The organism is Brucella cytisi, assembly GCF_038433355.1.
GTDB classification, from domain to species: Bacteria; Pseudomonadota; Alphaproteobacteria; order Rhizobiales; family Rhizobiaceae; genus Brucella; species Brucella cytisi.
Genome location: NZ_JBCAUP010000014.1, coordinates 36,209 through 56,424 on the forward strand (window position 1 = coordinate 36,209; position 20,216 = coordinate 56,424).

A 20,216-nucleotide genomic window follows, 5' to 3' on the forward strand; every position below is an offset into this window, starting at 1 on the left:
CCAACACGCATTTGTGGAGGGGGACTGCATGGCGAATGAACCAATGACAGGTTATTGCCTGCTGGTCGACGATTCCTCCGTCATTCGCAAAGTCGCGCGCCGCGTCCTTTCCGAAACCATTGCAGAATTTGCTGAGGCCTCAACCGGCCGGGAAGCGCTCGAAACCTGTTTTGCGCGCATGCCAGACGTCGTTCTGCTCGACTATGACCTTCCGGACATGACGGCGCTGGAAGTCGTGACCGAGCTCCGCGCTATGCCGGGCGGCGACCGCCCCCGCGTCATCCTGTGTCTTTATGAACTCGATGTGACCCGCATTATGCGGGCGAAGCGCGCAGGCGCCAATGGCTACATCCTGAAGCCGTTTGACCGCGCCTATCTCACCGAACAATTTTCAGGCATCCTGTCCGCCTAAATCCAAAAGCAGTCCCCAAAAAGCAAAAGCTCCGCCGAAGCGGAGCTTTTTACATTTCGAAGCCTGTTGCCGATCAGGCGCTTTCGCGCATTTCCGCATCCGGCTCACGCAGCACATAGCCGCGACCCCAGACAGTCTCGATGTAGCTCTGGCTACCGGAAACAGCGTCAAGCTTCTTGCGCAGCTTGCAGATGAAGACGTCGATGATCTTCAGTTCCGGCTCGTCCATGCCACCATAGAGATGGTTGAGGAACATTTCCTTGGTGAGCGTCGTACCCTTGCGGAGCGAAAGAAGCTCCAGCATCTGGTATTCCTTGCCGGTCAGATGAACGCGCTGGCCGGAAACTTCGACCGTCTTCGCATCCAGATTGACCACCAGGTCGCCCGTCGTGATGACCGACTGAGCATGTCCCTTGGAACGGCGCACAATCGCATGAATACGTGCGATCAGCTCGTCCTTGTGGAACGGCTTGGTCATGTAGTCATCGGCGCCGAAGCCCAGACCGCGAACCTTGTCCTCGATACCGGCCATGCCGGAAAGGATAAGGATCGGCGTCTTCACCTTGGACAGACGCAAGGTGCGAAGAACTTCGTAACCAGACATATCCGGCAGGTTCAAGTCCAGCAGGATGATATCGTAATCATATAGCTTGCCGAGATCGATGCCTTCTTCGCCCAGATCGGTCGTGTAGACATTAAAACTCTCGGACTTAAGCATCAACTCGATGCTCTGTGCGATAGCACTGTCGTCTTCAATCAAAAGGACGCGCATCTCTTATCCCCTTTCCGCAGCCGACCCGATGTCCCTCACGGCAGCACACGGAACTATCGTTGCCTGTGCATGAAGGTGCCAGCAAATGGTTAACAAAATATGATTCTGCTTGGCAAGCATATTTCTGCCCTGTTTAGAAAATTCTCTTACGCGCCTGAATCATAAAGACATTCTCATTCTGATGACTCTAAAGCATCGCATTAAGAATCTTCGCTAAGCGATTCATCTGACTCTAGCTTTCGCCTGTTGCCGAAAAACCACACGAGGTTTACCGAGCCTTAAGTCCTAACGCGTATGATTAACTTCGCCGGTAAAGGAATGGTTACCAAACGAGCGAATTCTTAACTTTTTGTTTCGCTTGTTCAGCCCTTTCGGAAGAACGGCTGCGATGATTTCCCCTTTAGGGGCTTGGATTCGCAGGGAGATTCGGCGGTGGATCGGGTGCGTTTTGCTCGTTTACACCTGTTAATAAAGTCGGGGGGAACGCCCCAACACATGAAGCTGGTTGGTGTTCAAGGAGTATTGCGTATGAAGCCACGTGAAAGCCTAGTCAGGCTGAAACTGTTCCAGGTGAAGGAAAAACGCCGTCAACTGGGCCAGCTCGACCTGATGATCGGCGAGTTCGAACGGATGGCCGGAGAACTCGACGCCCAGATTCTATCGGAAGAGAAAAAAGCTGGCATCACTGACATCAATCATTTCGCTTATCCGACCTTCGCCAAGGCGGCACGCCAGCGGCGCGACAATCTCTTCGTATCGATTCGCGACCTGATGTCCCAGAAGGAAGCGGCCGAAGCCGAATTGTCGGCTGCGGAAACCGAACTGACGAAAGCCGAAGCGCTCGAAGAACGCGACGGTGGCAAGGCTCCGCGGGAAGTGATCGAGCGCCCTGTCAACCAGCGCCGCGCCATGATCGGCTGATCGAAGCGGTCATACGGAAATTCAAGACGCTGCTTTTGTCGAAAAGCGGCGTCTTGCCGTTTGCTGCAAGCACCTCTTTTTCCTCAGTATATTGATATTTAGAAATCAATATTTCCCGAGTAAAATCGGATTTGCATAGCTTCCTCCCCAGATGTAGTGAGGAAGGGCAATGCAGAAAACCTCCCCCTCAGGGCCGAATTCGACCCCAAGCAAATTCAGTTTCAGGAACAGAGCCAAGCCAATCCAATGGGTCTTGCTGGCTGTGTTTTCCGCTATTCTGATTTTTGCAGGAGAAGTGCTGCAGCTACCTGCCGCGATGCTCCTCGGCGCGATGCTCGGCGCAATCCTGATGGCTGCAGGTGAAAGCACCTTGCGGGTTCATCGCTGGCTGTCGCTGTTAGCCCAAGGCGTTGTCGGCTGCCTTATCGCCCGTTCGATCACGGCGGAGTTTTTCACCAGCATGGGGCAACACCTGCCCGTTATCCTGCTCTCCGTCGGCTATGTGCTGTTTACCAGCACTTTTATCGGCTATCTGCTCGCGCGGTTTCGCATCCTGCCCGGAACAACTGCTGTATGGGGGTCTTCTCCGGGCGCTGCCACCGCAATGACGCTGATGGCCGAAGCCCATGGAGCCGATGCTCGTCTCGTCGCCTTCATGCAATATCTGCGTGTGGTGCTGGTCGCCACAGCCGCTTCGCTCGTCCTGCGACTCAGCACAGGCGTGGAGACCGTTGCGCCTGTCGAAATCGTCTGGTTTCCGCCCATCGACTGGTCCACCCTCGGCCCGACAGTGCTTCTGATTGTCGGCGGCTCGTTCCTTGGAGAAATTCTCCGCATCCCCACCGGCGCCATGCTCGTGCCGCTTATACTGGGCGCATTGCTTCAGGACACCGGTTTCATCACCATCGACCTGCCACCATGGCTGCTCGCGGTCAGCTACCTGCTTATCGGCTGGCGCATCGGCCTTGGCTTCTCACGCGCCATCATCGCTCATGCCGCGCGGGCTTTTCCAGCGGTGCTGACATCCACGCTGCTCCTCATTGCCGTTTGCGGACTGTTCGGCATGGCGCTCGGTCACGTGCTGGGACTCGATCCACTGACCGCCTATCTCGCTACCAGTCCCGGCGGCGCCGATACGGTTGCAATCATCGCAGCATCAAGCAATGTCGACCTGCCCTTCATCATCGCGATGCAGACCAGCCGCTTCTTCATCGTGCTTCTGGCAGGCCCTGCCATCGCCCGCTTCATCGCTGCGCGCATCGATAAGCAAATTACGAAGAAGAACATCTAACAGCCAGATTGCCGGAACTGGCGGGGCCGTGTTAGGCTTTCGACATGACACAGGTTTGCACCCATCTCATGTTTCAGGGCAGTGCAGGCGCAGCTCTGGAAACATATCGTTCGATCTTTCCCGACTTCCTGATCGAGTCGATCAAAATCTATGACGAAGCGAGCGGCAGTCCCGGCAAGGTGCAGATTGCACGTGTGACCTTTGCCGAACATCGGCTGATCGTCATCGACAGCCCCATTCCGCATCAGTTCGATTTCAATCCATCCATATCGCTGTTCGTCGATTTCCATGATGAGGAAAGCCTGACAAGCGTTTTTGAAAAGCTTTCCGAAGGTGGTGAGACGCTGATGCCGCTCGACAATTACGGGTTCAGCAAGCTTTTCGCCTGGATCAAGGACAAATACGGCGTTTCCTGGCAATTGAACTTACAGGCATGACAAATAAAAAACCCGGCTTTCGCCGGGTTTTTCGTCAATCAGGTTGAGATAGATCAGGCCTTCTTTCCGTGGAAACCACGGATGGCGCCGATGATCTTGTCATGATCGGCTTCCGACAGATAGGGGTGCATCGGCAGGCTCAGAATGCGGTTCGGCAGGCTTTCCGAAACCGGAAGTCCACCCGGCGCAACCGGGTAATGCTTGTATGCCGTCTGCTGGTGCAGTGGCTTCACATAATAGATGACCGAAGGAATGCCTTCCGCCTGAAGATGCGCCTTCAGGCCGTCACGGTTTTCACTCTCGATGGAATACTGAGCCCATGCCGAACGGTTGCCAGCCGGAAGGGCGGGAACCTTGACGACATCCTTCAGCGCTTCGTTGTAGCGCTTGGCGATGCGGTCACGTGCTTCCATTTCGTCTTCCAGGATCGCAAGTTTTTCCAGAAGGACGGCAGCCTGAATCGTATCGAGACGCGAGTTGATGCCGATACGGACATTGTCGTACTGGGTTTCGCCCTTGCCGTGGAACAGCACCGAGCGCAGCGTGTCGGCCAGTTCGGCGTCGTTGGTGAACATGGCACCGCCGTCGCCATAGCAGCCGAGAGGCTTGGCCGGATAGAAGCTCGTCGCACCGACATGGCCGAAAGCACCACACATGACATTGTCACGCTTGCCGCCGATCGACTGTGCAGCGTCTTCGATGACGAACAGGCCTTCGCGGTCGGCGATGGCGCTGATGCGGTTATAGTCGGCAGCCAGACCGAACAGATCGACCGGGATAATCGCTTTCGGCTGCAGACGGCCTTCCTTACGGATAGCGGCGATGGCAGCTTCAAGCTGTTCGATATTCAGATTGTATGTATCCGCGTCTACGTCGATGAACACCGGCTCTGCGCCAACCAGCGCAACAACTTCCGCCGTAGCAGCGAAGGTGAAAGACGGAACGAAGACGGCGTCACCTGGACCGATGCCGCGTGCCATCAGGGGCATCTGCAAGGCGTCGGTGCCGTTGGCGCAGGCGATGACGTGTTCCACGCCCAGATATTCACCGAGCTTCTTTTCGAATTCGGCCACTTCCGGTCCAAGAATATAACGGCCTTCCGCAACAACCTTGGAAATGGCGGCATTGAGACGGTCTTCGATACGCGCGCGCTGCGCTCCAAGATCAATAAACTGCATGTTGGCTCCAATATATCTGGCCCGCACAAATGGATATGCGAATCCTCGGCAACCTATTTATTCGCTTGCGCCCTGCCCCGCTATGGCCAGAGCGTTCAAAGTTTTGCGATTCCTGTAACACCGCTTGACGCAGTTCACACGGATCGCACGGCTCCCCTTTAGCGCGGGTGCCGAACAGTGCCTTCCGTGAGGATACGCAGCACACTGATTGCTTCCTTGCCATCGGTACGCGGCTTTTCGCGCGTCTCGATGCAATGCAGGAAATGCTGCAATTCGCGTGTCAGCGGCATGCCTTCCTCAACCGGGATATAGACCGGCTCGATGGATTTGAAAGACCACTGGTCGTTTTCCCGCCAGACTTCATGGCTGTAGAGCGCAAGCTTGCGATCCCATGGTTCGCCGTCATCGAAGACCGCCATGCCCTTTGTGCCGGTAACGGTCAGGCGGCGCTCACGATAGGCATTCAGGCGCGACGCAAACAGGTGGCCGCGGATGCTATTCGGAAAATCGAGATGAAGATGGGCGATGTCGGTGAGATGATCGAGCGTCGCAACACCCTCTCCGCGAACCGCGCTCGGTTCTTCCCCAGTGATAGCCAGGATCATCGAAAGATCGTGCGGCGCAAGATCCCACAGGGCATCGAACTCGTTGTGGAACTTGCCGAACCCGACGCGATGCGAATGCACATAGCGAATGTCGCCGAGCTCACCGCTTTTCACCATGTCGAGAAGCTTCTCGAAGGCCGGGTGGAAACGCAGCACATGGCCAACCATGAACACGCGACCGTTTTCGCGGGCAGCTTCCACTTCGGCTTCTGCAGCCGGAATGTCGAGCGCGATCGGCTTTTCGACCAGAACGTCCTTGCCGTTTTTCACTGCCTGAATGGCATATTGTGAATGAAACTGCGCTGGCAGCGCCAGAACTATGCCATCAATGTCTGGACGCGTGAACAATTCATCGACGGGAATGCTCGGAACATTGAACTCGGTCGCGAAGCGTTCCGCCTGTTCTGCCCTTGAGTCCGAGACTGCCTGAAGGGCACCGAGGCTCTTCAGGGTACGAATGTGATTGCCGCCCCAATAGCCGCAACCCAAAACCGCAATACGAGGTGCCATAAAACTATGCCTTTGCTGATGCCAAGTTCCTTATCGGTGCAAATGATAGAAAACAAGACGAAAGCTATGCGAAGAGTGCTTGACAGCATTTCATTCCGCACATATACCGCCGCCATTCCTTGCAGGAACAACGATTTGTCCCACCGGAAACGGCGATCATGAAGTTGTCTCTGTAAAGCAACGCGTGGCGGAGTAGCTCAGTAGGTTAGAGCAGAGGAATCATAATCCTTGTGTCGGGGGTTCGAATCCCTCCTCCGCTACCATCGTTCTCCCTCTCCAGACATCTGTGTCAAATCCCTATAGCTTGACCGGCTATCGATGCGCTTTATGTTGTGCGCGTCATTATTTAACGTCGGCACATTCATGCAAATCATCGCTCTCGATCATGTTCAACTGGCAATGCCTGAAGGTCAGGAGCAGAAAGCGCGCGATTTTTATGGTTCGACCCTCGGCTTTGCGGAAGTTCCAAAGCCCGAGAATCTGGCAGCTCGCGGCGGTTGCTGGTTTGAGAATGGAGCAATCAGGCTTCATCTGGGCGTCGAACGCCCTTTCGCACCTGCGCGCAAGGCACACCCTGCATTTCTGGTCGATAACCTCCATGACACGATCGCGCATCTGACGCGAGCAGGTATCGAAACCATCGGGGATGAGCCGCTGCACGGTTATGAGCGTTGCTACATCCACGATCCGTTCGGCAATCGTATCGAATTGATGCAAAAGATAGCCTGACGGCGATGGCCATCAGGCTATAAGTTTTAATTCGCTGCAGCAGCGATGATGCGACAAAGCCCTTCGCGTACCACCGACTTGCTGGTCGCCTGCCCCGCCTGAATACTGAAGATCGCATCGACACGAGTGCCTTTACCCTGCGCCCGTGCAGTGACGCGCAAGGTCTGGATGCGACCCGATCCGGTTGTTTCCTGAAACGCGTCAATCGAAGCGAGCTGCTTGTTGACCTTGATGCCAGAAAAGCCTTCGGCTGCGACGGCTTGCGCCAGACGCTGCAAGGCGGTCGATGATTTCACACCGGCAAAGCTTTGTGTCGAGCGATAGCTAATCGCTGTTACGAGTGGAACACCCTCGGACTTGAAATTCTGTTCGCACGAAGCAGCAAAGCCTGCCCCCGTTGTCGCCAGGGTCAACAGACCCGCAAGCAGAAACACCCGCATTCATCTCTCCCTCAACTATATTAGACAGTTAGACTATTAAATCGTGGCAGCGGTTTCGCCAACGGGAAGTTGATGGCCATGCGGCAACACTTCACTGGATTGTGGCCGGCGCAGCGACTATATCCGACCCAAAGCCCGCTACCCGGCGAAAGACAATCGACAAGCGATCATGACTGTTCTCATCAACCAGCCTCACCCGTCCATCGATCCGGTTTCAATCGAGAAACTAGTGGCCACTTTCTATGGACGCGCACGCGAGGATGAAGTTATCGGGCCGATTTTTGCCGATGCGGTTCATGATTGGGATCATCACATCGCACAGATCGCCGCGTTCTGGTCGTCGGTTATTCTCAAGACCGGCGATTATGAAGGCCGCCCCATGGCGCCACATCTGAAACTGGGACTCAAGAACGAACATTTCGACCGTTGGCTCGACCTTTTCGAGACAACCGCACGCGAAATCTTCCCGCCGGAAGCCGCGATCATTTTCATAGACCGGGCACGGCGCATTGCCGACAGTTTTGAAATGGCGATTGCTACCAATACGGGACAGATTTCCGCACCACGGCATTCGCGCCGCCCTCTTTAACCACAAGAAGACGCAACCCTTGCGGGCAATGCCACCCATCTTGTCATCGAATATTTAACTATATAAGCACGTCCGCAGAATAGCCGGGCCGCAATTCAGTTACGTCAATAGAAAATAAAGGCTTGCGGGAGCAGATAAAGCCTGACGCACGATGGTGTGCTTGCGGATTAACTAATATTCGCAACATATCACTTGCATAAAGGGGCAGAATTTCGAACAGTTACCGCAGCTTTTTTGAAAGCTCGATAGATCGTGTATCGCGTCAACCCAGACGTGAAGTTTCGACTTGAGCGGATATGCAGGGAGTTAAACTATGAATGAATCCATTCGCGAACTTTTGGCCAAGGTCGGCGGCCTGCCGGGCCCGGTGACGGACATCGCCGACGATGCCGACCTTTACAGCGCGGGCCTGTCCTCCTTTGCATCGGTCCAGCTCATGCTTGGCTTGGAAGACAAGTTCGACATCGAATTTCCGGACCAGTATCTCAATCGCAAATCTTTTGCGAGCATTAAGGCCATCGAACAGACGATCACCCAAATTCTCAAGGACAAAGAGGCCGCATAATGAATGCCGGGGCGGGAAACAGTCTTTCAGAGCGCGTGGGCCGCGTTGCGGCCATAGCGGGTAAATTTTCCGATAGCGTCGATAAGGAAGGCCGCTTCCCGTGTGAAGCAATCGATGCGATGAAGGCCGAAGGTCTGCTGGGCATTCAGGTGCCGAGCGAATTCGGCGGCGAGAGTGCAGAGATCGACCAGATTGCAGAACTGTGCTGTGTTCTTGGTCAGTCTTGTGCATCGAGCGCAATGATTTTCGCCATGCATCACATCAAGCTTTCAAGCCTGGTGGAGCACGGCCAGACGGTTGAATGGCACCGGGACTTCATGCGCAAGGTCGCAAAGGACCAGCTGCTGCTTGCTTCGGCTACGACCGAAGGCGGCATTGGCGGCGATCTGCGCAACTCGATCTGCGCCATCGAGGTCGAAGGTGATATCTGCCGTCTGGAAAAGAACGCCACCGTCATTTCCTATGGTACCTATGCGGATGCCATTCTGATCACATCGCGCTCTCACAAGGATGCTGCGTCGTCGGATCAGGTGATGACCGTTTTCCTGAAGGACCAGTACACGCTCGAAAAAACCCATGACTGGGACACGCTTGGCATGCGTGGCACCTGCTCGGAAGGTTTTGTATTCCGTGGCGAGGCGGACAAGGTGCAGGTCCTGCCGCATCCCTTTGCCGAAATCGCAGCCCAATCCATGCTGGCGCAGTCGCATACGCTGTGGAGTTCGCTCTGGTATGGCATCGCCGTCGATGCGGTCAACCGCGCGCAGGCATTCGTGCGCGCCGCAGCAAAGCGCAATCCGGGTGCGCCGCAACCGGGCGCTCTGCGCGTAGCCGAAGCGTCCAACATGCTTCAGATGCTGAAATCCGAAATCGTCGCCTGTCTCAAGACCTATCGCGAAGCAAAGCACGATCCGGACAAGCTGGCCTCGATGGGCTTTGCGATTGCGATGAACAATCTCAAGATTGCCGCATCGCAGACGATCCTTCAGATCATCAATCATGCCATGCTGGTCTGCGGCATCATGGGCTACAAGAACGGTACGCCTTTCAGCCTCGGCCGCCATCTGCGTGACGCGCATTCGGCGCAGTTGATGATTTCAAACGAGCGCATCCTCGGCAATACAGCCACCATGCTGCTCATTCACAAACAGAACACCAGCCTTTTGGGATAATTGCCATGGATGCTCAGAGATCATTTCTAGACCGGCTTTTCGATTCCGGTCTCCTGATCGACACCGGCGTGGAAGGCCTATACGGACGTTCCGGCCAATTCGAAGATGTCATCCAGGCGTTTGAACGCCTGATCGACCGTACCGGAGGCAATGACGGCGCCGAAGCGATCCGCTTTCCGCCCGGCATGAACCGCGCTTTTTTCGAAAAAAGCGGCTACATGAAAAGCTTCCCGCAGCTGGCCGGCACCGTGCACAGCTTCTGTGGCTGCGAGCTTGACCACGTCAATCTCATCAAATGCATGGATGAAGGCACGGACTGGACGCTGGAGCAAAAGGCAACAGACATCGTGCTGACGCCTGCGGCCTGTTATCCGCTCTATCCGACTGTTGCCAAACGCGGACCGCTGCCGCAGGGCGGCGGGCTTTACGACCTGCAATCCTATTGCTTCCGTCATGAACCGTCGGTCGATCCTGCCCGCCAGCAGCTTTTCCGCATGCGTGAATATGTGCGCATGGGCACAGAAGCCGATGTGATGTCGTTCCGCCAGCTCTGGATCGACCGTGGCACGGAAATGATGAAGAAGGTCGAACTGCCGGTCGAAATCGACGTCGCCAACGATCCGTTCTTCGGACGCGCAGGCAAGTTGCTGGTCAACAACCAGCGCGACCAGAACCTGAAATTCGAGCTGCTAATCCCGATCACCAGCGTCGAAAAGCCGACCGCTTGCATGAGCTTCAACTATCATCAGGACCAGTTCGGCGTGAAGTGGGGCCTCTCCCTCGATGACGGTGCGGTGGCGCACACGGCCTGCGTCGGGTTCGGACTGGAGCGCATCGCGCTGGCGCTCTTCCATCATCACGGTCTGGATGTTGAAATCTGGCCGGAAAACGTACGCAAGGAATTGTGGGGCTGATCACGACCATGCAGGCAGTTTTTCCGAACATCGCGCCCGACCGTTACACGCCGCACACTTTGCATGCCCAGACGCGTATCTGGCCGGAAACAAACTGCTATGTCGATCTTTGGATCGAAGTGCTGGCAACATTGGGTGTCGCTCCGGAAGCCATGCTCGGTTTCACGCTGACACAGGATTTCGAGGGCGACCAGTTCACCTTCTTCAAGGTGCCGCTGGAAAACCTCGAAGCCCTTTATGGAGTGCGGGCGACGGAGCTTGCGATTTTCGACCGTGTGGAAAGCCATGTCGCCGAGCAGATCGCGCGCGGACGCCTCTGCATGATCGAAATGGACAGCTACTTCATGCCGGATACGCATGGCGTCAGCTATCGCACGGAACATGGCAAGACGACCATCGCCATCAACCGTATGGACGTCGAAAACCGCTCGCTGGACTATTTCCACAATGGCGGTTTCTATCATCTCGAAGGTGAGGATTTCGACGGTGTCTTCCAGCGTCATCTGACGGAAGCCGACCTGCCCTTCCTACCCTATACGGAATTCGCCAGGTTTCCGAAGCATGTGCCGGATGAAGCGCATCAGCGACGCGTTGCCGAAATCCTTCTGCCCCGCCACTTTGCCCGCAGGCCGAAGGAAAACCCGATCCGTGCCTTTGCCAGCGTGTTTCCGGGACAGGTTGAAGCAATCGCGGAACGCCCGTTCGGCTTCTTCCATAAGTATGCATTCAACACGCTGCGCCAGCTCGGCGCGAATTTCGAACTCGCGGCAAGTCATTTCGACTGGCTTGGACAAGGCAGGCGCTTTGCAACGGCCTCGGCAGATGCCTTGCAGATTGCGGAAACGGCAAAGGCTGTTCAGTTCCAGCTCGCCCGCGCCGTCATGCGCAAGAAATTCGACGCATTGGCCGGAACGCTACAACCGGCGGCAGATGCCTGGGATCGGATGGCGGCAGCGCTTGTAGCGGAACTTGGTCGCGATGCGGCTTGAACTAAACCCGACCAACCGACCGCTCTCGACCGGCTGGCGGCTTGCTGTCACCGGGCCGGATGCGGCGCAAACGCCGCATGATGCCAAGTCCGGTGCGGCGATCAATGGTGCGCCGGTGCCCGGCACGGTGGCGGAAGCTCTGGAAAAATCGGGGCATTTCGACCGAAACAATCCCGTAGCGCTCGATAACAGGCAAGCCTGGTATTTCCTTGATATCGAGGAGACACCCGGCCCCGCCACACTCCATTTTGGCGGGCTTGCCACGATTTGCGACATCTTTTTCAATGGCGAATTGCTGCTGCAAACCGACAGCATGTTTCTCGGCCATGATCTGCCCGTTACACTGACCGGCAAGGACGAGCTTGCCCTCTGTTTCCGCGCGCTCGCGACTCGCCTCAGCCAAAAAGGCCCGCGTGCCCGCTGGCGCACGCAACTGATGAACACGCAAGGTCTGCGCCTCATTCGCACGACCGCGCTTGGCTATATGCCAGGCTGGTGCCCGGAAGTGCATGCCGTGGGTCCATGGCGTCCGATTTCCATCAGCCGTTCTGATACGGAGACCATATCCGACATCGCCATTCAGGCAAGACTGACAGAAACCGGCCATGGCGAACTTCAGGTCAGTTTTACCTATAGCGGCAAAGCCGGAATACCCAGCCTCCATTGCGCGGGGCAGCAGATCGCCTGCGAGCGCCAGACTGACAATCATTGGACGGCAAGGCTGACGCTTCCCAATATTGAACCATGGTGGCCACACACGCATGGCAATCCAACGCTTCACAATGTCGAACTTTCGCTCGACGGCGAACTACGCCTGCTGGGGCGCACTGGGTTCCGCCGCATCGAGGTCGATCGCGGACCGGACCGCAAGGGTTTTGCACTCAGGATCAATGGCGAGAAGGTTTTCTGTCGCGGCGCAGTATGGAGTTCTGCCGATATCGTCCGCCTTCCCGGCACGCGCGACGATTACGAACCATGGCTGAAGCTCGCGCAGGAAGCGGGCATGAACATGCTGCGGCTGAGCGGCATCACTGCCTATGAGACACCAGATTTCTATGCCCTCTGTGACGAGCTGGGCATCATGGTGTGGCAGGACTTCATGTTTGCCAATTTCGACTATCCGGTAAAGGACGAAGCGTTTGTCGCAAAAGTGCAGGCCGAAGCTTCACAGCTTCTCACCGCTGTCAGGCATGCGCCTTCGCTGAGCATCCTCTGCGGCGGTAGCGAAATCTATCAGCAGGGCGCAATGATGGGCCTGTCGGAAGCGACCTGGAAAGGCCCGCTTACCGAGGAAATCCTGCCCGGTATCGCCGGTAAACTTTGCCCGAATATTCCCTATGTGCCGAACTCGCCCTGCGATGGTGCCCTTCCCTTCATCAGCAATGAAGGCGTCAGCCATTACTATGGAGTCAGCGCTTATTGCCGTCCGCTGGACGATGCGCGGCGCGCGGAAGTACGCTTTGCGACCGAATGTCTGGCCTTCTCCAACGTGCCCGAAGCGCGCACGCTGAAAACCCATCTCGATGTACCCCCGGTTCACGATCCGCGCTGGAAAGCACGCGTGCCCCGCGACCGTGGTGTGTCCTGGGATTTCGAGGATGTGCGGGACGCCTATCTGGAGATGCTGTACGGCTATGATCCGGCACGGCTGCGGCGCGAGGATGTGGAACAGTATCTCCACCTTTCCCGCGCTGTCACGGCGGAAGTGATGGAAGCGACCTTCGCCGAGTGGAGACGACCGGGAAGCACCTGTTTCGGTGCACTTCTCTGGATGTTTCAGGACCTGCTGCCCGGTGCCGGTTGGGGCATGATCGATGCGACCGGCGAACCCAAAGCCTCATGGCATGGTTTGAAACGCGCCTTCCGTCCACAGCAGGTCGCCTTGACCGATGAAGGCGTCAATGGCCTCGCGATTCATGTTCTGAATGAGCAGGCAGAATCCGCTGATCTTTCGCTTGAACTGACCTGTTTGCGCGCCGGTTCGCAGCCGGTGGTTTCCGGCCGCCGTGATCTTTCAATTGCCAGTCGTTCAGCGATCACCATTGCCGCAACGGATTTGTTCGGCGCATTCTTCGATGTCACTTACGCCTATCGTTTCGGCCCTCCGGCCCATGACGTGACCGTTGCGCGACTGAAGCGCAATGACATTACGATTGCCGAGGCATTTCACTTTCCGCTCGGACGAACAAAGGCATTTCACGACGCCACTATCGAGGTAGCTCCCATCGAAGAGAACGGAAACTGGTTCCTCGATCTGAAAACGCCAGTTCTGGCCCAATCTGTCAGCATCGATGCAGGTGACTGGCGGGCTGTCGAGAACTGGTTTCACCTTGCTCCCAACGAGACGAAACGCATCGCCCTTGCTCCACGTAAGGCAACACTCGAAAAACCGTCTGGAGAAATCCGCATCGCCGGTTCGTCACGGATCGTCTGGTTCTAACCCCGCAAGGCCATTGCGCGGATCGCGCCGATATAAATCTCGCGCGAATGTTCCGGCGTCAGATTATGATCGGCATCCGGAATGATGGCGACTGACGCATTGTCGAAGCCCTGCAGCTTGGTGCCCGCCTGATCAAAATAGAAATTGAAATGTTCGCGCCCGATATCCTTTTCGGCATAGACCAGCGCCAGCGGCACCTCACGCTGCTTCAATTCATCAAAAGCCGAATAGACTGCCCGTCCTTCCACTGTGCGGCTGCGCAGAAGCTTGCGTGCAAGCCCGCGAATACGCCCGACAACCCCGCGCGAGATGTTACGCAGGATGGCACGGATATCCAGTTCACCGCGAAACAAGCGCTGGAATGTTTCGGCGCGGAGCGCGCGGCTGCCATAATCCTCCAGCGTGCGCTTGCCGTCGCGAACGGCCTCTTCGACCGAGCGCCCCGGCGCCCAGTAGAACGTCTCCGGATTGACGAGGACCGCGCCGGAAATGCGCTCGTCTTTCAAGGCACTGTGGAACCCCAGAAAAGCACCGCTGCATCGTCCTGCGATAATGGGACGGCCCCAACCAATAGTGTCGAGATAGTCGAGTGCTTCGGCAACATCGGCCTCTGCCCCATTGGTATAAAGCACCTGTTCCGGCATCCCCGGATTGGGCGGGCTGTCGCCTGCATTCGCAATATCGAAGCGCAGTGATGCTATCCCTTCCCGCGCAAGCTTGCGCGCCATATCGACGGTCGTACGCCCCCACCCGACACGTCGATCATAGGCTGCGGAGAGGAACAGGACCGTTCTGCCGCGCCGTTCCCCCACGGGTGCGCAGAGAACACCTGAAAGGCGATTGCCGGAACCGAACGAGACAGGTGTTTCCACAAAACCGTCACCCGTCAAAGTGCCGCCGAATGCCCTTTCATCCGGCTTGTTCTGCGCAGGCTGCGAACCTGCCAGACCTGCCGCCCAGTCGACAAGCCGGTCTGCGACTTCCAGCGGCAGGCGCGAGATGACAGGGTTCGAAATCAGCTTGTCGTAGTCGGTAAAAGCTTCAACCGTCACATCGGCGCCCAGCTTTTCCAGATGCGTTGCCAATTCGGCATCATTCGGACGGTCCGTCCGCGCCAGCAAAAGGCATTGAGGCGCAGGCTTCGTCTCCAGCGACAGAAGATTGATCTTCTTTACATCGGCGGCCACTTCCGGCTGCATTGTCAGCGATGCGATGGAAACGCTGTTCTTGATCCTTTGCTCGTCCGTCAGGCCCAGATCGGCATCGACCATACTCGACCAGACGGCCAGTTCACGCGTGTAGAACCGCCCGGAAATGACCGGCGCCAGAAGCGCCAACGCTGCGATGCCTTCGATCCGCGCCGCAGTTTCGGCAGCAATCGCTGCACCAAGGCTCTGTCCAATGATGATGACGCGGCTTGCCCCGGACAGGTCACGCGCCTTCCGGGCAGCTTCAGCAAGCGTATTGCGCCAGAGCTCCAGCCCTTTGGAAAATTCGATGTCGTCGCGTCCATCGCCCGTACCGGGCCAATCGAAGCGGAAGGAGCCTATCCCCTGCACCGAAAGTCCGTCGGCGATGATGCGCCAGAATTTGCGTGTCGTGCAGAGCTCTTCCAGCCCCCAGGGGCTTGCGAACAAGACAACCGTATCAAGAGATGGGCCAACAGGGGCCTGATAAAGGCCCAGCGTGTCGCAGAAGACGACCGGACTGGCGGCAGACCGCACAACATTCGCCGGTTGCCTGTAGGATGTTTCGTTTTCCACCCTGTCGCCCATGCCTGATGCACCCCATCACAGAAATCACATCCTGCAATAATGGAAATCGTGCACGGCACCAAGGATTTATCGCAGCGACTGCGAAAACGTGCCCCTGCCGTGCATCAAGCGCGGCAGGGTTGCAACAGGTAGAGCCCGTCTTCCAAAAGTGGAAGCTGCTCAAAAGACCGGATCAGGCCGCTGGCTTGGTCTTTTCGCCTTCCAGCAGCTTTTCGTGACGCAGCAGCATGCCATAGAGATCGCGAGGCTCATCTGGATCGGCAAGAAGATCCAGCTTTTCGTAGAAGCCCTTGTCCTTCAGCTTGTCACGCACATAGCGTAGAGCCGAAAAATCCTCGGTCGCAAAGCCGACGGAATCGAACAGCGTAATCTGGCGGGCATCGTTGCGTCCGGCGATCTTCCCGGTGATGACTTCCCAAAGCTCCTTGACCGGATAATCTTCCGGCAGCTGCTGGATTTCGCCTTCGATGCGGGTCTGCGGAGGATATTCAACGAAGATGTCCGAACGGCGCAGAATATCGCCGTGCAGTTCCGTCTTGCCGGGGCAATCGCCGCCAACTGCATTGATGTGCACGCCAGCGCCAACCATGTTGTCGGTCAGGATCGTCGCATTGGCCTTGTCGGCGGTGACGGTGGTGATGATGTCCGCACCCTCAACCACTTCTTCGACATCCTTGCAGATCACGATGTCAAAACCTGCACCTTCAAGATTGCGTGCGCATTTTTCCGAAGCCGTACGGTCAATATCGTAAAGACGCAGCTTGTCGATGCCGAGAATTGCCTTGAACGCTAAGGCCTGAAACTCGCTCTGTGCGCCGTTGCCGATGATCGCCATCGTGCGTGCGTTCTTTGGCGCAAGATGCTTTGCGGCAACCGCTGAGGTAGCAGCCGTGCGCAGCGCTGTCAGGATGGTCATTTCGGTCAGAAGCATCGGATAGCCGCTGCCAACATCCGAAAGAACACCAAAAGCCGTAACCGTCTGCAGGCCGTCGCGCGTATTCTTCGGATGACCGTTCACATATTTGAAGCCGTACATCGTACCGTCGCTTGTCGGCATCAGCTCGATCACGCCTTCATCGGAATGCGAAGCCACGCGTGGCGTCTTGTCGAAGCTTTCCCAGCGACGGAAATCCTCTTCCACGTAATCGGCAAGTTCCTTGAGGAAAGTCTCGACGCCGACGGAAAGCACCAGCTTCATCATGTGATCGACACTGACAAAAGGGACGATATTCAGGTTCGGTTGGGTCATTCTTGCTCCTTAACATTCAGCGGCAGACCATTTGATCCCGCCAGCAGTGAATGCAGTTTCTGAAATCAATAATTGATGGTTGGGCGGTCCATGACGCTGCGGCCCAAAAGGCTTGCCATCAGGTCAACCATCACCGTTGCGGTGCGTCCGCGTTCATCGAGAAACGGGTTCAGCTCAACGAGATCGAGGCTCGTCACCAGATCGCTGTCATGCAGCATTTCCATGATGAGATGCGCTTCACGGAAGGTGGCGCCACCCGGAACCGTGGTGCCGACAGCGGGCGCAATCGAAGGTTCAAGGAAATCGACATCGAGGCTGACGTGCAGAAGGCCGTTTTCGTCCTTCACGCGCTTAAGGAAGCGGCGCAGCAAGGCAGCAACACCATGTTCGTCGATAAGGCGCATGTCATAGACGGCAACATCGGTCTGCTTGATTGCAGCGCGTTCTGCCGGATCAACACTGCGAATACCCATCATGCAAACATTGGCGGGATCAATCGGTGCTGCCAGGGCCGGGAAATAGCCCTCAAAGCCCTTCTGGCCCGTGTAATAGGCAACAGGCGTGCCGTGCAGATTGCCGCTGCCAGTCGTTTCCAGCGTGTGGAAATCCGTATGGGCATCGAGCCACAACACAAACTGCTTGCGACCCTTTTCTGCAGCGCGTCGCGCGATACCCGGAACAGTGCCTGCAGCGAGCAGATGATCGCCACCGAGGAAGATCGGGAAACCTTCTTCACTCTCACGATATGCGGCTTCGCTGATGGCTTCGATCCAGGCAACAGCCTGCGGCAGCGCCTTGATCACAGGATTGGGATGGGCCAGCGGGCGTAGTTCGGCCGGGGCCAGATTACCGAGATCGGTAAACTCGTGACCGAGTTCGCGAATCGCATCCGCAATGCCAGCGGCGCGATAACCGTCAGGGCCCATATTGCAGCCCAGACGGCCCGTGCCTTCCTGAACAGGCAATCCCAAAATCTTGCAATGCATAAACTGCTACTCCAGAGAAATTATTGCCCTAGATTGACCATTTACGCTTGGCGATGTGAAGCAACCGGATTGGCAATTTTAACGGTTTGGTTTATCAGAATGTCGGATTGGCTTTTCAAAATGGAGAAAACATGGACGATCTGGATGAAAAGCTCATCACGCTTTTACGTCACAACGGACGGCGCAGTATTTCGGATGTGGCAATCGATCTCGGCGTTTCCCGCGCAACGGTCCGCGCCCGTATGGAACGATTGGAACAGTCCGGCGACATCATCGGCTACACGGTGATCCTGCGGTCCGATGCGGTTGATCTACCGGTACGCGGTATCATGATGATCGAAATCGAGGGCAATGTCGCCGACCGTGTGGTCAAGGCGCTCGGCGGTTTCTCGGAAGTTTCCGCCGTTCACACCACCAATGGCCGCTTCGATCTGGTAGTGGAACTGGGTGCTGCGACGCTCACCGATTTTGATGCCGTGCTGCGCCGCATCAGGCTGGTGCCGGGCATCAAGGCCAGCGAAACCAACCTGCTGCTTGCCACACCGCGTTCGACGCGGGCGCGTCTGTAACAAAAAGCCCGGCAATTCGCCGGGCTTTTTTCGCTGTTAGGCAAGGATCGGATAATCCGTATATCCCTTGGCGCCGCCGCCATACATATGCTGCTGGTCCAGCTCATTGAGCGGAGCATTATCCTTCAAGCGACGCACAAGATCAGGGTTCGAGATGAACGGCTTGCCAAAGGCCACGACGTCAGCGCGACCGCTTTCGATCTCTTCTTCCGCCAGTTCTCGATCATAGCCATTATTGACCATCCAGGCAGCTTCGCCGCCAGCATCGCGATAGACCTGCTTCAGGCGCGCATAGTCAAAAGGCTGCGGGCCCTGTTGGAAGTCCCGCGGACCGCCCGTTGCACCTTCAATGATATGAACATATGCAAGACCGTAAGCGGCGAGCTTGTCGAGCACATAGTCGAACAGCGGCTGCGGATCGGAATCCGACGCGTCATTGGCGGGCGTAACTGGCGAAAGACGAATGCCGACCTTGCCTGGCGCAACCGACTTGGTGATCGCATCCACCACTTCAAACAGGAAGCGGGCGCGGTTTTCGATAGAGCCGCCATATTCATCGGTACGATGGTTGCTGTCCGAACGCAGGAACTGATCGATCAGATAGCCGTTTGCCGCATGAATTTCGACGCCGTCGAAACCAGCCACTTCAACGGCATCCTTGGCAGCCTTGGCATAGGTCGCAATGATTTCCGGAAGCTCGCTCTTTTCAAGTGCACGCGGTTCAGAGGTTGGCGCAAATTCGCCGGTGCCATCGGGATGCACAAGATAGGTCTTTGATTTGGCGATGATGGCCGAAGGCGCAACCGGCTTGCCGCCATTTGGCTGCAACGTGTTGTGTGAAATACGCCCCACATGCCACATCTGCACGACGATCTTGCCGCCTGCGCTGTGCACTGCGTCGGTCACGCGCTTCCAGCCTGCCAACTGTTCGGCGGAATAAAGGCCCGGCACATCGGCATAGCCCTGTCCCTGATGGCTGATCGGCGTTGCCTCCGTGATGATGAGGCCCGCACTGGCGCGCTGTTCGTAATAGGTGACGTTGAGATCATTCGGCACGGCGCGAGGTGAGCGATTACGCGTCAGCGGTGCCATAACAATACGATTGGCAAGCTTCAGATCGCCGATTGTAACTGGATCGAACAATGTGGCCATGGATACATTCCTTCAAATGGGAAAGATTGGGCAAATGGGAAAGATTGGACTGGTGAATTAAAGGTCGGATATAGCTTTGATGAAGGCGGCTATCGCCTCTTCATCACGCTTATAGAACGTCCATTGGCCAACGCGGTGGGGCATGATCAGCCCCGCCTTTGTCAGCACGGACAAATGAGCAGAAACGGACGACTGGGAGAGGCCGCACCGTTCGAACTGGCCCGCGCACACGCCCATCTCCAGAGGCATGTGCTGATCGGAGAAATGGTTCTCCGGTTCCTTGAGCCAGCTCAAAATGTCGAGCCGCACCGGATTGGCGAGCGCCTTGAGTATCTCGTCCAAGGGTATAGATTGAACATCCGACATCGCAGTCACCTCGCTGATCTTTTGATACGTATCGTCATTTCCCGATATAAGTATTGAGTGAATCCGATTTATAAAGGGGTCTGCCGTTCACATGCGCGTGAACGGGAAAAGCGACGCCTTTCCTGTGGAACATCAATACTGCCTTGATTGCGCCG

At 56.5% G+C, this 20,216-nt stretch carries 21 protein-coding genes and 1 tRNA gene; 13 read left to right on the top strand and 9 right to left on the bottom strand.

Features of this window, described 5'->3' with window-relative positions:
* The first annotated feature begins 28 nt into the window (after nt 1-28).
* Nucleotides 29-412, top strand: a complete 384-nt coding sequence (locus AAE521_RS14955) for a response regulator (protein ID WP_342061730.1) — start codon at nt 29-31, stop codon at nt 410-412.
* Nucleotides 413-485: 73 nt separating this feature from the next.
* Here the strand turns inward: AAE521_RS14955 and ctrA are convergent, their stop codons facing one another.
* Entirely contained in the window at nt 486-1,184 is a 699-nt protein-coding gene (gene ctrA, locus AAE521_RS14960; RefSeq protein ID WP_010659553.1) for a response regulator transcription factor CtrA, read from the bottom strand.
* 528 nt (nt 1,185-1,712) lie between these two features.
* Here ctrA and AAE521_RS14965 point away from each other — a divergent pair.
* The 3 genes from AAE521_RS14965 (at nt 1,713) to AAE521_RS14975 (ending at nt 3,833) form a co-directional block, all read left to right on the top strand.
* Entirely contained in the window at nt 1,713-2,105 is a 393-nt protein-coding gene (locus AAE521_RS14965) for a hypothetical protein (RefSeq protein WP_006472627.1), read from the top strand.
* 169 nt (nt 2,106-2,274) lie between these two features.
* A complete protein-coding gene (locus AAE521_RS14970; RefSeq protein ID WP_071633932.1) occupies nt 2,275-3,396 on the top strand; it encodes an AbrB family transcriptional regulator in 1,122 nt (373 codons plus the stop codon).
* A gap of 44 nt (nt 3,397-3,440) precedes the next feature.
* Entirely contained in the window at nt 3,441-3,833 is a 393-nt protein-coding gene (locus AAE521_RS14975; protein WP_012091620.1) for a VOC family protein, read from the top strand.
* Between the two features lie 53 nt (nt 3,834-3,886).
* On the opposite strand, the gene AAE521_RS14980 is transcribed toward AAE521_RS14975, so the two are convergent.
* Both AAE521_RS14980 and AAE521_RS14985 read right to left on the bottom strand, forming a co-directional pair.
* A complete protein-coding gene (locus tag AAE521_RS14980) occupies nt 3,887-5,011 on the bottom strand; it encodes a DegT/DnrJ/EryC1/StrS family aminotransferase (RefSeq protein WP_010659550.1) in 1,125 nt (374 codons plus the stop codon).
* Between the two features lie 158 nt (nt 5,012-5,169).
* Nucleotides 5,170-6,126: a Gfo/Idh/MocA family protein gene (locus AAE521_RS14985; RefSeq protein ID WP_342061731.1), complete on the bottom strand. Its 957-nt coding sequence runs from the start codon at nt 6,124-6,126 to the stop codon at nt 5,170-5,172.
* 186 nt (nt 6,127-6,312) lie between these two features.
* Between AAE521_RS14985 and AAE521_RS14990 the strand changes: the two genes are divergently transcribed.
* Together AAE521_RS14990 and AAE521_RS14995 are read left to right on the top strand one after the other, a co-directional pair.
* Nucleotides 6,313-6,389: transfer RNA gene (locus AAE521_RS14990), tRNA-Met, on the top strand.
* A 100-nt stretch (nt 6,390-6,489) separates the two neighbouring features.
* Nucleotides 6,490-6,855, top strand: coding sequence for a VOC family protein (locus tag AAE521_RS14995; protein ID WP_010659548.1), 366 nt, complete (start codon nt 6,490-6,492; stop codon nt 6,853-6,855).
* 26 nt (nt 6,856-6,881) lie between these two features.
* Here the strand turns inward: AAE521_RS14995 and AAE521_RS15000 are convergent, their stop codons facing one another.
* Complete coding sequence (locus AAE521_RS15000; protein WP_071633094.1) at nt 6,882-7,295, bottom strand: hypothetical protein; 414 nt, start codon at nt 7,293-7,295, stop codon at nt 6,882-6,884.
* 169 nt (nt 7,296-7,464) lie between these two features.
* Between AAE521_RS15000 and AAE521_RS15005 the strand changes: the two genes are divergently transcribed.
* From AAE521_RS15005 to AAE521_RS15030, 6 genes are all read left to right on the top strand, one after another.
* Nucleotides 7,465-7,884 (top strand): group III truncated hemoglobin, encoded by a 420-nt coding sequence (locus tag AAE521_RS15005; RefSeq protein WP_071633095.1) that lies wholly within the window; start codon nt 7,465-7,467, stop codon nt 7,882-7,884.
* Nucleotides 7,885-8,197: 313 nt separating this feature from the next.
* Nucleotides 8,198-8,449, top strand: coding sequence for an acyl carrier protein (locus AAE521_RS15010; RefSeq protein WP_006467457.1), 252 nt, complete (start codon nt 8,198-8,200; stop codon nt 8,447-8,449).
* Nucleotides 8,449-9,621 (top strand): acyl-CoA dehydrogenase family protein, encoded by a 1,173-nt coding sequence (locus AAE521_RS15015; RefSeq protein ID WP_071633096.1) that lies wholly within the window; start codon nt 8,449-8,451, stop codon nt 9,619-9,621. Before AAE521_RS15010 ends, AAE521_RS15015 begins: the two co-directional genes overlap by 1 nt.
* A 5-nt stretch (nt 9,622-9,626) precedes the next feature.
* A complete protein-coding gene (locus AAE521_RS15020; protein WP_071633097.1) occupies nt 9,627-10,535 on the top strand; it encodes an amino acid--[acyl-carrier-protein] ligase in 909 nt (302 codons plus the stop codon).
* 8 nt (nt 10,536-10,543) lie between these two features.
* On the top strand, nt 10,544-11,524 hold the full coding sequence (locus tag AAE521_RS15025) for a DUF1839 family protein (RefSeq protein WP_342061777.1): 981 nt from the start codon (nt 10,544-10,546) through the stop codon (nt 11,522-11,524).
* Entirely contained in the window at nt 11,514-13,964 is a 2,451-nt protein-coding gene (locus AAE521_RS15030; protein ID WP_342061732.1) for a glycoside hydrolase family 2 protein, read from the top strand. Before AAE521_RS15025 ends, AAE521_RS15030 begins: the two co-directional genes overlap by 11 nt.
* Here the strand turns inward: AAE521_RS15030 and AAE521_RS15035 are convergent.
* From AAE521_RS15035 to rocF, 3 genes are all read right to left on the bottom strand, one after another.
* Nucleotides 13,961-15,739: an alpha/beta fold hydrolase gene (locus AAE521_RS15035; RefSeq protein WP_342061733.1), complete on the bottom strand. Its 1,779-nt coding sequence runs from the start codon at nt 15,737-15,739 to the stop codon at nt 13,961-13,963. The genes AAE521_RS15030 and AAE521_RS15035 overlap by 4 nt on opposite strands.
* Before the next feature lie 172 nt (nt 15,740-15,911).
* On the bottom strand, nt 15,912-16,988 hold the full coding sequence (locus AAE521_RS15040) for an ornithine cyclodeaminase (RefSeq protein ID WP_342061734.1): 1,077 nt from the start codon (nt 16,986-16,988) through the stop codon (nt 15,912-15,914).
* 65 nt (nt 16,989-17,053) lie between these two features.
* Nucleotides 17,054-17,974, bottom strand: a complete 921-nt coding sequence (rocF, locus tag AAE521_RS15045; RefSeq protein ID WP_029929208.1) for an arginase — start codon at nt 17,972-17,974, stop codon at nt 17,054-17,056.
* A gap of 131 nt (nt 17,975-18,105) precedes the next feature.
* On the opposite strand from rocF, the gene AAE521_RS15050 reads away from it, so the two are divergent.
* Nucleotides 18,106-18,543, top strand: a complete 438-nt coding sequence (locus tag AAE521_RS15050) for an Lrp/AsnC family transcriptional regulator (protein ID WP_010659538.1) — start codon at nt 18,106-18,108, stop codon at nt 18,541-18,543.
* Between the two features lie 36 nt (nt 18,544-18,579).
* Here AAE521_RS15050 and AAE521_RS15055 read toward each other — a convergent pair whose 3' ends face one another.
* Both AAE521_RS15055 and AAE521_RS15060 read right to left on the bottom strand, forming a co-directional pair.
* A complete protein-coding gene (locus tag AAE521_RS15055) occupies nt 18,580-19,695 on the bottom strand; it encodes an alkene reductase (protein ID WP_342061735.1) in 1,116 nt (371 codons plus the stop codon).
* A gap of 57 nt (nt 19,696-19,752) precedes the next feature.
* A complete protein-coding gene (locus AAE521_RS15060; protein WP_342061736.1) occupies nt 19,753-20,061 on the bottom strand; it encodes an ArsR/SmtB family transcription factor in 309 nt (102 codons plus the stop codon).
* Between the last annotated feature and the right edge of the window lie 155 nt (nt 20,062-20,216).

What these genes read in the sequence shown, in the direction of transcription:
- AAE521_RS14955 (WP_342061730.1), top strand. Translation starts at nt 29, where the DNA reads ATGGCGAATGAACCAATGACAGGTTATTGCCTGCTGGTCGACGATTCC.
- ctrA (WP_010659553.1), bottom strand. Translation starts at nt 1,184, where the DNA reads ATGCGCGTCCTTTTGATTGAAGACGACAGTGCTATCGCACAGAGCATC.
- AAE521_RS14965 (WP_006472627.1), top strand. Translation starts at nt 1,713, where the DNA reads ATGAAGCCACGTGAAAGCCTAGTCAGGCTGAAACTGTTCCAGGTGAAG.
- AAE521_RS14970 (WP_071633932.1), top strand. Translation starts at nt 2,275, where the DNA reads ATGCAGAAAACCTCCCCCTCAGGGCCGAATTCGACCCCAAGCAAATTC.
- AAE521_RS14975 (WP_012091620.1), top strand. Translation starts at nt 3,441, where the DNA reads ATGACACAGGTTTGCACCCATCTCATGTTTCAGGGCAGTGCAGGCGCA.
- AAE521_RS14980 (WP_010659550.1), bottom strand. Translation starts at nt 5,011, where the DNA reads ATGCAGTTTATTGATCTTGGAGCGCAGCGCGCGCGTATCGAAGACCGT.
- AAE521_RS14985 (WP_342061731.1), bottom strand. Translation starts at nt 6,126, where the DNA reads ATGGCACCTCGTATTGCGGTTTTGGGTTGCGGCTATTGGGGCGGCAAT.
- AAE521_RS14995 (WP_010659548.1), top strand. Translation starts at nt 6,490, where the DNA reads ATGCAAATCATCGCTCTCGATCATGTTCAACTGGCAATGCCTGAAGGT.
- AAE521_RS15000 (WP_071633094.1), bottom strand. Translation starts at nt 7,295, where the DNA reads ATGCGGGTGTTTCTGCTTGCGGGTCTGTTGACCCTGGCGACAACGGGG.
- AAE521_RS15005 (WP_071633095.1), top strand. Translation starts at nt 7,465, where the DNA reads ATGACTGTTCTCATCAACCAGCCTCACCCGTCCATCGATCCGGTTTCA.
- AAE521_RS15010 (WP_006467457.1), top strand. Translation starts at nt 8,198, where the DNA reads ATGAATGAATCCATTCGCGAACTTTTGGCCAAGGTCGGCGGCCTGCCG.
- AAE521_RS15015 (WP_071633096.1), top strand. Translation starts at nt 8,449, where the DNA reads ATGAATGCCGGGGCGGGAAACAGTCTTTCAGAGCGCGTGGGCCGCGTT.
- AAE521_RS15020 (WP_071633097.1), top strand. Translation starts at nt 9,627, where the DNA reads ATGGATGCTCAGAGATCATTTCTAGACCGGCTTTTCGATTCCGGTCTC.
- AAE521_RS15025 (WP_342061777.1), top strand. Translation starts at nt 10,544, where the DNA reads ATGCAGGCAGTTTTTCCGAACATCGCGCCCGACCGTTACACGCCGCAC.
- AAE521_RS15030 (WP_342061732.1), top strand. Translation starts at nt 11,514, where the DNA reads ATGCGGCTTGAACTAAACCCGACCAACCGACCGCTCTCGACCGGCTGG.
- AAE521_RS15035 (WP_342061733.1), bottom strand. Translation starts at nt 15,739, where the DNA reads ATGGGCGACAGGGTGGAAAACGAAACATCCTACAGGCAACCGGCGAAT.
- AAE521_RS15040 (WP_342061734.1), bottom strand. Translation starts at nt 16,988, where the DNA reads ATGACCCAACCGAACCTGAATATCGTCCCTTTTGTCAGTGTCGATCAC.
- rocF (WP_029929208.1), bottom strand. Translation starts at nt 17,974, where the DNA reads ATGCATTGCAAGATTTTGGGATTGCCTGTTCAGGAAGGCACGGGCCGT.
- AAE521_RS15050 (WP_010659538.1), top strand. Translation starts at nt 18,106, where the DNA reads ATGGACGATCTGGATGAAAAGCTCATCACGCTTTTACGTCACAACGGA.
- AAE521_RS15055 (WP_342061735.1), bottom strand. Translation starts at nt 19,695, where the DNA reads ATGGCCACATTGTTCGATCCAGTTACAATCGGCGATCTGAAGCTTGCC.
- AAE521_RS15060 (WP_342061736.1), bottom strand. Translation starts at nt 20,061, where the DNA reads ATGTCGGATGTTCAATCTATACCCTTGGACGAGATACTCAAGGCGCTC.